Genomic DNA, 12,955 nt, shown 5'->3' on the forward strand with positions numbered 1-12,955 from the left:
CCATGGCAGCATCCGGCGCGCGTGACGGCCGCGGCGGCAAGAAGCCGCAGCGGGGATCCGGCGCACCGAAAGGCCGCTCCGGCGGGGCATCCAAGGCCGCGGCATCCAAAGCCGGCGCATCGCGCGGCAAGAATCCCGGCACGAAAAGCGGCAAGCACGCCGCTGCCCGCACCGGCGGAGCGAAGAAGACCGCTCCCGCCGCACCCGCGGCCCCGCGCACGGCACTGCCCGCGGGCCCGTTCCGACTCGGCGCGATCGAGGGCGCGACGCCCGGCAAGTGGATCGACGTCTGGAAAGAACGGATGCCAGGCATCCCCCTCGACCTCGTCGCCCTCGACCTCGGCGACCAGCGCGCAGCCCTGACCGACGGCGCTGTCGACGCCGCCCTCGTGCGGCTGCCGATCGACCGCACCGGACTGCAGGCGATCGCCCTCTACGACGAGGTGCCGGTGGTCGTCTGCGCCGCCGACTCGCACCTGACCGCCGCCAACGAACTCACGCTCGCCGACCTGGCCGGCGAAGTCGTGATCGTCCCGGAGCACCCGCCACTCGACGTCGTGGTCGCCGGCGCCGTGCCGCCGCGCTTCGCTCCGCCCGCCACCGTGGGCCAGGCGATCGAGACCGTGGCGGCGGGGGTGGGGGTCGTCATCGTGCCGATGTCGCTCGCCCGCCTGCACCACCGCAAAGACATCGCCTCGCGTCCGCTCGTGGATGCACCCGTGTCACCGGTCGCCCTCGCCTGGCCCGAGGGCGAGACGCCGCCGCTCGTCGAGGCATTCATCGGCATCGTGCGCGGGCGCACCGCCAACTCGTCGCGCTGATCCGCAACCACGCCCCGGACACCCGCCGACACCCACCACTGACCCGCCGGCGCCCCGCCGGCGCGAAGAAGGGGCCGGCGGCTCCCCAGCCCACCGGCCCCACGGCAGGCGCTGAAATCCTCCCGGCCGCACCCGCCGCGCGAAACGACCGGGTCGCCGTCCCCCAGCGGCGGCTCGTGACATCTCTGCGACGTCTGAAGCGGTCCTTCCACACAGGAGGAGCGCCCTCGGCGCCCTCTGATACACGCCAGATAAGAGTCTTTTCAGAATCCGTTTCCGTGGCACAGGAACGGGGCTCGGATGCCGGTGTGCTCCGCCGCGTCCGCGAGGGCCACCGCCGGCGACGCACCCTGCGCGAGCCCCGTGTGCAGCGCTCCGAGCAGGTCGCACGCGTCGTCGTCGGCGACCACGACGGGCGCCGCGATCACGGCTCGCACGCCGGCGTGCAGCCACGCCCGGGTCATCCCGACCGCTTCTTCCCCCCAGCGCACCGCGGAGCGCCCGGCCTCGCACGCCGACAAGACGACCACCTCGGGGACGGTCGCCATGCGGTCGATGTCGTAGCCGAACAAGGCGCCGTCGTGCAGCTGCAGACCCGAGAAGAGCGGGTTGTCGAGGGCGTGCCGGCCATGCGCGCTGAGGTGCAGCACCCGCGCCGCCCCCGCGGCCGTCGTCACCGCATCGACGGTCGCGTCGGCGCCGGCGAGCAGCGTGGCGTGCGGCCACGCGGAGGCCCCCGCGGCGGCCTCTTCGAGACCGCGCGCGACGCGGGGCCCCACGACGAACGTGGGACCGTCGCCCCGAGTGATCGGTTCTGCCGCCGACCCCACAGCCGCGGCGGCGCTCCCAGCACCCGAACGCCCGTAACCCGAGCGCCCGGCCCCCGAACGCCCCCCTAGCCGGCGCCCGTGCACCCAGCGCGAGGCCGACGCCGCGACCGTGATCGCGCGCGCCTGCACACCGGGCAGCATCGTCCACGGCAGCCCGGCGAGCACGCCGGGTGCGGTGATGACGAGCCGGGCGGCATCGATGCCGCGCAACGGCCCGTCGACGATGACCGCCGACAGCCGGTCGAGCCGGTCGGCGAGCGAGCGGCGCACGACGTCGGCCATAGGCCCCGAGCGCACCGCCGCGCTCATGTCGAGGTCTGATCTCAGTGCGGGCAGGTCGGTGCGCGCTTCGTTCCAGCCGCGCAGCGGCACCACGGTGGCCCCGGCCGCGGTCACCACGACGCACGACAGACCCGCGGGGCTGAACACGTACGACAGCAGTGCCGTGTCGCCGTCGAGGGCGGCGGATGCCTCGGCGAGACCCACCGGGTTCTCGATGCCCTCGGCGCCGGTGGTCGTCCACTGTCGCCGGCGCAGGCGTTCGCCGAGCTCGATCGCACGCGGTTCGTCGGTCCACTCGCCGCCGCCCGCATCGGCGCGCAGCATGCGCAGCTCGCTGAGCTCGGCGGCCTGCTCGGGATCGGCGGGCGGGCGCAGCGGCACGACCGCCAGGCTGAGGTGCCGGGCCCGCTCCGACCACTCGAACACGACCTCGGGGCGCCCCGATCGCACGGCGGCGCCGAGCCCGGTCAGCATGAGGGTGTTGCCGTGCATCGCGAGCGAGGTCTGCAGGTCGAGGCTGCCGAACGACGACCGCCACGCCGTGAGCTCGTCGAGGCCCGCCGCGGCGATGCGGCGGGACTGCGCGTCGGCGCCCGCTCGCGCCGCGCGCTCGGCGCGCACCTCGAACGCGAGCATGCGCACTTCGAGCGGCGCCGTGTCGGCGACCTGCGGAGCGCGACCCGCGCGCACCCCGTGCCGCGCCCGCCACAGCTCACGCGTGAGGCGCAGCGCCGTGGCATCCGAGGTGAAGCCGGCGTCGCCCAGCGCACGCGCGATCGCGGTGACCTCGGCATCGTCGATGCGGGAACCGCCGATCACGCGCCCGCGGCGATCGATGCCGCCCGCCGACAGCAGCGAGCGGGCGCGGATGCCGCGGGCCCGGTCGCCCCATGCGGTCGCGCCGAGCGCGTCGAAGTGCCGCGCGGCCTGCGCGGCGATCTTCGCCCCCTCACCCGGGTCGTGCCGCAGCAGCGACCACGCCAGGTGCAGTTCCGCCTCGGCGCGGGCCTGCGGCATGCCGTTCTTGCTGAACGCGCGGGCCGCGGCCCGCAGCAACCGCTCGGCCTCGGTCACGAGCCCGGCGTCGCGCAGCGCTTCGGCCATGTCGGCGTCGCAGATCGCAGCGTTCGCCTCAGAGGCCGCCGCGACCACGGGGCGGGCGGCGCCCATCTCGCGCAGCGCACGCACGAGGTCGCCCGCGAGAAGCGCCGTGTAGCCGAGGTTGTGACGCGCCTCGGCGACATCGACGGCGCTGCCGTGCGCCTCGAACGCCGCGATCGCGAGTTCGAGGTCGGCCGCGGCGGCCGCGAGGTCGCGCCGCTGCATGCCGACGAGGCTGCGGTTCATGCGCACGTTCGCCACCGCGAGCGGGTCGCCCGGGATCGTCGCGATCGCCCGGCCGAGCCCCGTGTCTGCTTCGTCGAGCCGGCCGCGGTGCAGCAGGATCGTGCCCAGCTGCCCCTCCACGACCCCGCGGGTATGCGCGCTCATCCGCGTCTCGCCCGCGAGCGTGGCGCGGCAGAGCGCCTCGGCCTCGTCGGGGCGGCCGAGTTGGTCGAGCACATACGCACGGGTGCCGGCGATGCGGGCGCGCAGGTCGTCGTCGGGGGCGGGAGATGCCTCGGCATCCGCGCCACCCTCGTGCGCGGGCGCCGGGGCTCCCGCTGCCGCGTCGAGCGCGGCCTCGGCCTCGTCGAGCGCCGCCGCAGCCTCGTCGAGCGCCGCCTCGGCCTCGCGGTAGCGGCGATCGTTCGCGAGCGCGCGCGCCGCTTCATAGCGGACGGCGGGGTCGACGGGCACGAACCCCAGCATGCCGTGTTCCGCACCCGACGGCGCGGTAGGGCGGCAGGTGGATCAGTCGAGTGTCGCGAGCACCGCGTCGGCGGCGCCCTGCGCGGCGGTCACGGCATCCGCCACCGCCTCCTTCTCGGCGGGCGAGAGCCGTGCCGCCACGAGCCCGGCTACGAGAGGGGCGGAGAACGACGTGCCGCTCCACACCGCAAACCCGCCGCGATAGTCCTCCGGGGCGATCGTGAGCCGCCGTCGGTGGTACCGATCGTCGCGCGCCGAGGCTTGAAGCCCACCCGTGAAGGCGGGCAGCGTGCTGAGCACGGCCGCGCCGATGGCGTAGGTGCGCACCCACGGTCCGACGTTGGAGAAGAGCGCCGTCGTGCGCGCGTCGGGGTTCAATGCGCCGACCGAGAGGTGCGGGGCGAGGCCGTCGGGGGCGAGCCCGTTGTCGGAGCCCGGCCACGGCCAGAGCGAGGCGGGGAAGGTCGGGCGGTCGGTCGCGTCGTTGCCCGCCGACACGACGACCGTCGTCCCGAGCCGGCGCAGCACGGCGAGCAGGTCGAAGAGGTCTTTCGTGTAGAGGCCGTCTTCGGGGGTCTCGTGGTAGTAGCCGAGCGAGAGGTTCACGACGTCGATCGGCCGGCCGTCGTCGCGCCCCTCCCGGTGACGCTGCACGAGCACGCCGAGGTCTTCGATCACCCGCAGCAGCATCGACTCTTCGACCACCCCCAGGGCGTCGGCGACGCGCACGGCGAGCAGGTCGGCGTCGGGCGCGATCTGGCGCACGATGCCGGCGATGAACGTGCCGTGACCGGCGACCGGGTCGAGTTCGCCGTCGAGCGGTCCGTACAGGTCGGGGTACACCTCGGGATTCGCGTCGTCGTCGAGCCCCACCGGCACGCCGTCGAGCCGCACGTCGCGGTCGACGAGCCCGTCGGGCAGCCACGCGTGCGCGCCGATGCCCGTGTCGAGCACCGCCACGACGGGGCGGCGGCACCCGCTCGCCGGGTCGCTGCGCACCGGCGCGGGCCCCACCCACGCCACGGGCTGCCGACCGCCCGACCCGCAGTCGCCGTACTCGCCCACCGGGTTGGTCTTCGTGAACGGGTTCGTCTTGGTGAACGGGTTGGTCTTCGTGAAGGGGTTCGTCTTCGTGAAGGGGTTGGTCTTCGTGAACGGATTGATGCCGATGGGATCGATCGTGAGGATGTGGTCGAGCCCGATGCGGTCGACGCCGGCGGCACGGAGCGCGGCACCGGCATCCGCGTTCCTCGCACCGCGCCGCGGCGCCTCGGGGTCGCGACGAGGCCGCTCGGGATCGCCGAGCACTCCCCGGCGCACCTGCTGCAGCACCCGCCACGCGTCGGGCAGGGCGGGCGACACGGCGTCGGCGCGCTCGGGGGTCGTCAGACGCACGCGGGTGATGACGGGTGCGCCCGGCAGCTGCCGCTCGGGCACCTCTTGGGCGCCGAGGCGCGTGCCGTCGAGGCGTTCGCGCACGACGCCCCACCCGAAGACCGCCGCGGCCTCCCGCACGCGGTCGACGTTGCGCTCGCCGAGCGACGCGTCGCCGCCGTCCGACATGAGCAGCCGGTCGGGCACGTACGCGGTCGCGAAGGCCTCGACGCCGTCGAGCGGTTCGGTGCCGGGGTCGAGGATCGTGGCGCGCACGACCGACCCGCGGGCCCGGTCGCGCCACGACCAGCCCCTCGGCTGGGCGGTGAGGTCGACGTCGTCGGTGGCCATGCGTGCTCCTCAGTGGATGCCGGGCGGTGGATGCCGGGTCGTGGGCGCCGGGTCGTGGATGCCGGGCGGTGCGTCAGATTTCGAAGCGCGGGGTCAGCAGTTCGGTCGAGCCGCCGGCCGCGGGCGGCGCCGAGAGCAGCACACGCAGGCGCGCGATGCCCGGGGCGACGTCGTCGAACGCGAACCGTCCACCGTCCGAGGCGGTGTGCCGTTCGATGCCCTCCTGCACGAGACGCACGTCGGCGACGTCTCCGTCGACCCAGCCGTCGAGGCGCCGGGCGTCGCGCTCGGCGGGCGTGATGTGCACGAGCACGTTCGTCTGCCCGTCGCTGAACTGCATCGTGAGCATGTCGGCGTCGCCGCGCACGGCCGAGGTCGCGTCGCTGACGACGAGGGTGAGCAGGGCGTATTCGCGACCGAGGTCGGCGCTCGCGACGGCGGCGACCACGTCGTCGATCAGCCCCGCGGGCACCGGATCGACGTGCTGCCACGTGCGCCGGAGCGCCGCGAACAGGGCGGCGTCATCGGCCGCATCGTGCGGCGCCGCGCCGGGGGTGCGGGGGTCAGAGGTCATGGGCCTCTCCTCTCCATCCGTCCGCCGCGAGGGCGGTGCGCAGCTTGCCGAGGCAGCGGCCGCGGGTGGGGCCGATCGAGCCGATCGGCATGGCCAGGTCTCGCGCGATGTGCGCGTAGTCGGGCCGCTCCTCGAAGGCGATGATGCGCAGCAGGCGCCGGCACCGGGCATCCAACATCTCGACCGCCGCCCACAGCCGCCGGTCGCGCTCGGCCTGGTGCACGCGCTCCTCAGCCGACGCATCGGCCTCGAGCAGCGGTTCGAGATCGACCGTGTCGGTGGCCCGCACGCGCTGGTGCGCACGGCCGCTGCGCCACGCTTCGCGGCGTGCGCACATCGTGAGCCACGCGCCGACCGCGTGCGGATCGTGGATCGACTCGTGCCGCCGCACGAACGTCATCCACGTCGCCTGCACGACGTCTTCGGCCAGCATGCGCTCGAGGCCGTACGCACGCACGACGTGCCACAGCACCGGCGTCATCAGGCGCACGAGCTCGTCCATCGCACGGCGGTCGCCGCGCTGCCAGCGGGCGAAGCTCGTTGCGGCGCGGTCCCAGAGGGTCGGCGCGGCGCCCGAGCCCTCCGCGTCGTGCGGGGGCCGGTGATCGGCGGCGGTCATAGCGCCCATTCTGGCCATACCTGAAGGAGCAGGCGAGAGGCCCGGTGATACATGACGGGACGTGCCCGGGGCGCGACCGCTTTAGACTCGTCGGCATGGCCCCGCTCGTGTACCTGTGCGCCCGCCCGCAGCAGGGCGCGGCCGCCGCCGAGTACGAGTCGCTCCGCACGGCGATGCGCCTCGACGAGAGCGGTCTCGAGCGGTGGGACCTCGTGCGAGACCCTCTGCCGGCCGACTTCGCGACGCGCTGGCGCGGCGCGGTCGTCGGGGGCAGTCCCTACAACGTCAGCGACCCCGAGTCGAGCAAGACCGATGCGCAGCGCGCGCTCGAAGAGGGCCTCGCCCGGCTCGCGCTGGCCGCGGCTTCCGGCGAGACGGCCGCGCTTTTCACGTGTTACGGCATCGGCGTGGCGACCCGGGCGCTCGGCGGCGAGGTCACCCGCGCCTACCCCGAAGACACCGGTCCGGCCGCGATCACCCTGACCGCCGATGGGCGCCGCGACCGGCTGTTCGGCGCGCTCGCGACCACCTTCACCGCCCTGACGGCGCACAAAGAGGGCACCGGAACTCTCCCCGCCGGAGCGGTGCTGCTCGCCGAGAACGACGGATGCCCCGTGCAGGCGTACCGCGTCGGCGACACCCTCTACGCGACCCAGTTCCACCCCGAGCCGACGGGGCGCGCCTTCACCGAGCGCATGGCCGTCTACCGCGACGACGGCTACTTCGACCGCGGCGACTACGACGCGATCGCCGCGCGCGTGCTCGCCGCCTCGCTGAGCGAGCCCCCGCGCATCCTCCGCGCCTTCGCCGAGACTTTCTGAGGCGGGCGGGCGGCGCCTCAGCGCAGGGCGGCGGGCGTGCGTGCGGGCACGCGTACGAACGGCGCCACGACGATCACCGCGGCGACCACGAACGCGGTCACGGCGACGCCGACCGTGTGCGGCTCGCCGGTGAGGCGGGCGACGCCGATCCAGAAGAGGCCCCACGCCATCGCGAGGGCCGGCGCGAGCCGCGTCACGAGCCCGGCGCCGCGGGTTCCGACGGCGATGCCGACACCGACCAGCGCCACGACGATAAGCAAGATCACGCCCCACAGCACCTGCGTGCGCTCGTCGACGGCGGGTACGACGTCGGCGGCGAGCCACGCGGTCACGTTCGCGACGGTCGCGAGCGACACCCAGCCGAGATGGATGCCGACGGTGACATCCATCAGCAGTCGATCGCCCCACCCGGCGGCGGGCACGATCACGAGCAGGCGGTACGTCGCGGCGAGCGCCGCGAGCAAGACGACGATCGCGATGACCGTGGCGGGGAGGGTCAGGAACTGCGCCGCAAGCAGCCAGCCGCCGTTCAACACCGCGGTCAGGGCGATCCACCACCCGGCACGGCGTTGGCGATCGCGTGCCCGCTGCCCGGGCAGCGCCTGCCACACGGCGTAGGCGATCATCAGGATGTAGATCACCGACCAGATCGAGAACGCCGACCGGCCCGGCGCGAGCACCGTGGCATCCGCATCGAGCGCCCCGCCCTGCAGGTCGCGCACATTCGTGCCGCCGAACAGGCCCACCCCGACCATCGCGGCGATGATCATGAACACCACCGCCGAGATGACGACGATCTGGCGGGCGAGGTCTGATCCGGTGGGCGCCGAGCGGTTCATGCCGTCAACGGTATGTGTCGCGCGCGCGGCGAGACAGCCTGCCGGGGCGCCAGCCGCGGGCCGATCACCGCGGCCGAGTCGGCCGAGAGTGTCAGCGGCCCCTGTTCCGCCGGCCCGTCGTGCGCCGTGGTCGTCGCGACCCAGACCTCCTGCCCGTCGCCGATCTCGACATCCCACGCTTCACCAGAGAGGTTCACATAGACGGATGCCTCGCCCCGCCGCAGCACCCAGCGGCCCGGCCCGACGTGCTCGCCCGTCTGCCCTGCGCGGTCGGGGTCGGTGAGTTCGGGGCGCTCGCGGCGCAGTCGCGCGAGGGCGCGATAGCACTCGAGGAGCCGGAGATGGTCGCCCTCCGACGCCTCGGCCCAGTGGAGCTTCGACCGCTCGAAGGTCGCCGGGTCGTTCGGGTCGGGCACGAGCGACTCGTCCCACCCCATCGCGGCGAACTCGGCGGTGCGCCCCTTACGGGTCGCCGCGGCGAGCTCGGGCTCGGGGTGCGACGTGAAGAACTGCCACGGCGTCGACGCGCCCCACTCCTCGCCCATGAACAGCATGGGGGTGCCCGGCGCGGTCATCGTCAGCACCGCCGCGACCTGCAGGCGGGCGATCGACAGCGTCTGGCTGAGCCGGTCGCCGGCGGCGCGGTTGCCGATCTGGTCGTGGTCCTGCGCGAACTCAATGAACCGCCACGAAGGCACCCCCGCCGGCACCGGCGCCCCCCAGTTCTTGCCGCGGAACGACGACCACGTGCCGTCGTGGTAGAAGCCGCCGTGCCACGTCTTGGGCAGCGCCTGCGGGTCGGCGAAGTCGGCGTAGTAGCCGGCCGTCTCACCCGTGAGGGCGACGTGCACGGCGTGGTGCCAGTCATCGACCCACTGCGCGTCGATGCCGTAGCCGCCGCTGCCCCGCGGCGCGATCATGATCGGATCGTTCAGGTCGCTCTCGGCGATGAGGGTCAGCGGGCGGCCGAGCTCGGCCTGGAGGGCGTCGACCCGCGCCGACAACTCGGCGAGGATGTGCACAGGCTGCTCCCCCGACTCGTGCAGCGCGTGCACCGCGTCGAGCCGCAGCCCGTCGACGTGCTGGTCGCGCAGCCACATGAGCGCATTCTCGACGATGCAATCGCGCACCGGGCGCTCGTCGAGGTTGACGCTCGCGCCCCACGTGGTGTTCTGGCCGTCGCGCAGATAGGGACCGTACTCGGGCAGGTAGTTCCCCGAGGGCCCGAGGTGGTTGTACACCACGTCTTGGATCACCGCGAGGCCCGCCGCATGCGCGGCATCCACGAAGCGCCGATACGCCGCAGGCCCCCCGTAGTCCTCTTGCACGGTGTACCAGAGCACGCCGTCGTAGCCCCAATTGTGGGTGCCGTTGAAGCCGTTGACCGGCAGCAGCTCGACATGCGTTACGCCCAGTTCGACGAGGTGCGGCAGCTTGCCGATCGCCGCGTCGAGCGTGCCCTCGGGGGTGAAGGTGCCGAGGTGCAGCTCGTAGATGAGACCGGATGCCAGGGCGCGCCCCGCCCACTCGCCGTCGGTCCACGCGAAGTCGGTCGGATCGTCCCACGCCGACAGCTCGTGCACCCCGCGCGGCTGACGCCGCGACCGCGGGTCGGGCCGCGCCGTGTCGCCGTCGCCCAGCACGAACCCGTACTCGTCGCCGCTCTCGAGCGCGACCGAGGTGGCCCACCACCCGGCATCCTTCGCGTCGAGCTCGACGTCTGCCTGCCCCGGTCGCCGCAGCCGCACCCGCGCCGCGCGCGGTGCCCACACCTCGATCGTCATGCGTCCATCCTGCCGCCCGCGCCGCGCCCCCGCGCACCCCCTTGACCTCGCCCTGTTGTGTGGGTGTGCTCACGGGCTCGCACCAGCACCGCCCCGAAAATGTCGGCGCCTATCGTCGCAACCCGCCGCCGTAGCAACCAGACGCGCCGACAACCCGGCACGTCAGACAACGGGAACGGCGAAGCAGGGCAGGGCAGCAGAGACCTGAGGCGCCTCACCCCTCCCAGCGGTAGGGGCCTCCGGAGGCGGCGAACTCGGCCGCCGCGGCGGCGCGCAGGGCGGGATCGGCGACGTAGTCGACGGCGGTCGCGGCGAGCGCTGCGGCGGCGTCGATCAAGGCGTCGAGGGCGGGCGGGAGCACCGTCAGATCGGCGAAGGCCGCGTTGTGCGGAAAGACCCCGACCGGGCCCCCGAGCCCGAGCGAGGGGTGGATCGACAGGACGATGCGACTGACGTTGCCCATGTCGGTCGAGGGTCCGCCCTGCGGCACCGCGGCGGGAGGGGCGGGAATCTCGTGTCCACGCGCGGCGAACGCCCGCGCCCAGCGGGTGGTGAAGGCGACGTTGGTCTCGAGCGGCAGGTAAGACGGCACCGGGTCGACGTCGATCTCGGCGCGCGTGCCGGTGATGCGCGCCGCCCCCTCGAGCACGGCGACGACCCGTTCGGTCAGGTCGCGGAGCCCGTCGACGTCGGCGGAGCGCACGTAGAACAGCGCCGCGGCCCGCTCGGGCACGATGTTCGGCGCCGCGCCGCCGTCGGTGATGATGCCGTGGATGCGGTCGGTCGGCAGGATGTGCTGCCGCAGCTGCGCGACCCCCAGATAGGCCGTGACGACCCCATCGAGGGCGTTGCGGCCGAGCCACGGCGCCCCCGCGGCGTACGCGGCACGGCCGTGATAGGTCACGGCGACACGCCGCACCCCGGTCGTGCGCTGGCCGAGCACCGAGCCGGTTCCCGACCCCGCGCCCGGGTGCACCATGCCGGCCGCGTCGACGTCGTCGAACCCGCCCGCGCGGATGATCAGCTCTTTGCCGCCGCCGTTCTCTTCGGCAGGCGTACCGATGAGCGACAGCCGTCCGCCGAGGCGCGCGACGATCGGCGCCGCCGCGAGAAAAGCGCCCACCGCGACCCCCGCGATGATGTTGTGCCCGCACGCGTGCCCGATCCCGGGCAGCGCGTCGTACTCGGCGATGATCGCGAAATGCGGGCCGGATGCCTCGGACTCGGATACGTCGGCCGACGACTCCGCCCCGGACGCCTCATGCCCGGATGCCCGGAACGCGGTCTCGAGCCCGAACGCGCCGACCTCGACGTCCACACCATGCGCGGCGAGGAGCGCTGCGATGCGCGCGACCGACCGGTGCTCGGCGAAGCCGATCTCGGGCTCGTCGTACAACTCGCGCACGAGTCGCGTGAGCTCGGGGCGGAGCGCCTCGAGGGTCGCCGCGACCTCGGCATCCACCGCGGCGGCACTCGCAGACCCGGCATCCACCCCCGCGGCCGAGCCGAAACCCGTGCCCGCCACGCCCGCGCCCACCCCGCTCACACCTCGACGAGTTCGCCGTCGGCGCGGCGCAGCGTGAGGCGGAAGCCCGATTCGGGCCCCGCCACGACTTCGGCCACTCCGTCGCCCAGCCCGAATGCCCCGAGCACGGCCTGAAGCGGCGCGGGGTCGGGCTCGGTGCGCGAGAGCGAGACGAGTTCGATCGAAGGGATGTCGCTGAGCCCCGGCTGCGGGGTCGTGCCCCAGTCGATGAGGAACGGCACGTCGAGCCGGCGCGACTCGCCGCGCGTGAGGCGCCATTCGAGCAGCGTGCCGTCGGGCGTGCGCCGCGACAGATCGCTCACGTCGCCCGGGTCGTAGCCGCCGGCGCGCGCCGCGGCGACGGTCGCCTCGATGTCGGCCGGGTGCACGGCATAGGCCTGCACGCTCGGGCTCTCGAGCGTCGAGGTGCCGAAGGTCGCGGGCAGCTCCGGTTCGGGGCGCTCGGGGTTCGGACCGATCAGCTCGATGTACTGCGGGCCGCGCTGCCCGTCGACCGTGAGGGCGACCAGTGCATTGGCGGTTCCGGTCGGGTGCGCGCCGCCGGGCGCGGCGATCACGCCGGTGCGTTCGGCGAACCAGTCGACGAGGGCCGCGAGGTCGGGCCCGGCGATGACGACGTGGTCGAGAAGGGTGGGGATGCTCATGAGGATGCCTGTCTGTCGGGAGGGTTCGAGGGTGCGGGCGGGCTCAGCGCTGCCGCGCCGGGACCTCGGGTTCACCGAGCGAGAGCATCAGCCTGTTCGCCCAGTTGAAGAATGCGGCGCCGCCGATCACGTCGACGATCTCGGCGTCGCCGAGCCCCGCGGCGCGCAGGCGCTCGATCTCGGCCACACCGAAATCGAGCGGGGTCTCGGCGAGCGCGACCGACGCGGCGACGACCGCGTTCCAGGTCTCGTCGCCGAGGTCTGCCGCCACGCCTTCGTCGAGCAGTCGCTGCACGTCGGCCTCGCGCCCCGATTCCCGGGTCGCGGCGGCAGCGTGCACCGACGCGCAGAAGACGCAGCCGTTGAGCCGCGAGGTCGCCGCGGCGGCGAGCTCGCGCTCGGCGCGGCCGATGCCCCCGGTGACGTTGAAGAAGATGTCGAGGTCGGTGAGGGTGCGGGCGCGCAGAGCCTCGGGGTCGCGCGCGAGCAGCCGGAAGTACGGCATCTTCGCGCGCGCGGGCTCGATCAGCGCGTCGCGCTGCAGGTCGGTGAGGTCGTCTTCGGCGACGGGCGCGAGCCACGGCACCCAGCCGAGCCCGCGCTGCGTGAACGCCTCGGGGCGGGCGAGCTCGTCGTATTCGGTGACGATCGCGGTCAT

11 protein-coding genes are annotated in these 12,955 nt (G+C 73.9%); 2 read left to right on the forward strand and 9 right to left on the reverse strand.

Translation table 11 applies throughout. The features are described from left to right. Nucleotides 1-2 precede the first annotated feature (2 nt). Nucleotides 3-821 carry a LysR substrate-binding domain-containing protein gene (locus G3N18_RS05410; RefSeq protein WP_196383281.1) on the forward strand — a complete coding sequence of 273 codons (819 nt, stop codon included), beginning with the start codon at nt 3-5 and terminating at the stop codon, nt 819-821. A gap of 263 nt (nt 822-1,084) precedes the next feature. Here G3N18_RS05410 and G3N18_RS05415 read toward each other — a convergent pair whose 3' ends face one another. The 4 genes from G3N18_RS05415 to G3N18_RS05430 all read right to left on the reverse strand — a co-directional run bounded on the left by G3N18_RS05415 (nt 1,085) and on the right by G3N18_RS05430 (nt 6,663). Continuing rightward, nucleotides 1,085-3,745 carry a CHAT domain-containing protein gene (locus G3N18_RS05415; RefSeq protein WP_196383282.1) on the reverse strand — a complete coding sequence of 887 codons (2,661 nt, stop codon included), beginning with the start codon at nt 3,743-3,745 and terminating at the stop codon, nt 1,085-1,087. A 42-nt stretch (nt 3,746-3,787) separates the two neighbouring features. Further along, on the reverse strand, nt 3,788-5,470 hold the full coding sequence (locus G3N18_RS05420; protein WP_196383283.1) for a S8/S53 family peptidase: 1,683 nt from the start codon (nt 5,468-5,470) through the stop codon (nt 3,788-3,790). 73 nt (nt 5,471-5,543) lie between these two features. Continuing rightward, nucleotides 5,544-6,044 (reverse strand): hypothetical protein, encoded by a 501-nt coding sequence (locus G3N18_RS05425; RefSeq protein ID WP_196383284.1) that lies wholly within the window; start codon nt 6,042-6,044, stop codon nt 5,544-5,546. Beyond that, a complete protein-coding gene (locus G3N18_RS05430; RefSeq protein WP_196383285.1) occupies nt 6,034-6,663 on the reverse strand; it encodes an RNA polymerase sigma factor in 630 nt (209 codons plus the stop codon). The genes G3N18_RS05425 and G3N18_RS05430 overlap by 11 nt, the downstream gene beginning before the upstream one ends. Nucleotides 6,664-6,758: 95 nt before the next feature. On the opposite strand from G3N18_RS05430, the gene G3N18_RS05435 reads away from it, so the two are divergent. Continuing rightward, a complete protein-coding gene (locus G3N18_RS05435; protein WP_196383286.1) occupies nt 6,759-7,484 on the forward strand; it encodes a glutamine amidotransferase-related protein in 726 nt (241 codons plus the stop codon). A 17-nt stretch (nt 7,485-7,501) separates the two neighbouring features. Here the strand turns inward: G3N18_RS05435 and G3N18_RS05440 are convergent, their stop codons facing one another. The 5 genes from G3N18_RS05440 to G3N18_RS05460 form a co-directional block, all read right to left on the reverse strand. Further along, entirely contained in the window at nt 7,502-8,323 is an 822-nt protein-coding gene (locus G3N18_RS05440) for a tryptophan-rich sensory protein (protein WP_196383287.1), read from the reverse strand. Beyond that, nucleotides 8,320-10,107, reverse strand: a complete 1,788-nt coding sequence (gene treZ / locus G3N18_RS05445; protein WP_196383288.1) for a malto-oligosyltrehalose trehalohydrolase — start codon at nt 10,105-10,107, stop codon at nt 8,320-8,322. The genes G3N18_RS05440 and treZ overlap by 4 nt, the downstream gene beginning before the upstream one ends. 214 nt (nt 10,108-10,321) lie before the next feature. Beyond that, a complete protein-coding gene (locus tag G3N18_RS05450) occupies nt 10,322-11,632 on the reverse strand; it encodes an amidohydrolase (RefSeq protein ID WP_338038300.1) in 1,311 nt (436 codons plus the stop codon). A 17-nt stretch (nt 11,633-11,649) separates the two neighbouring features. Beyond that, a complete protein-coding gene (locus G3N18_RS05455) occupies nt 11,650-12,297 on the reverse strand; it encodes a VOC family protein (RefSeq protein ID WP_196383289.1) in 648 nt (215 codons plus the stop codon). A gap of 43 nt (nt 12,298-12,340) precedes the next feature. Further along, nucleotides 12,341-12,955 carry an alkylhydroperoxidase domain protein gene (locus G3N18_RS05460; RefSeq protein WP_196383290.1) on the reverse strand — a complete coding sequence of 205 codons (615 nt, stop codon included), beginning with the start codon at nt 12,953-12,955 and terminating at the stop codon, nt 12,341-12,343.

Source organism: Microbacterium paulum (assembly GCF_015707995.1).
GTDB lineage: Bacteria > Actinomycetota > Actinomycetes > Actinomycetales > Microbacteriaceae > Microbacterium > Microbacterium paulum.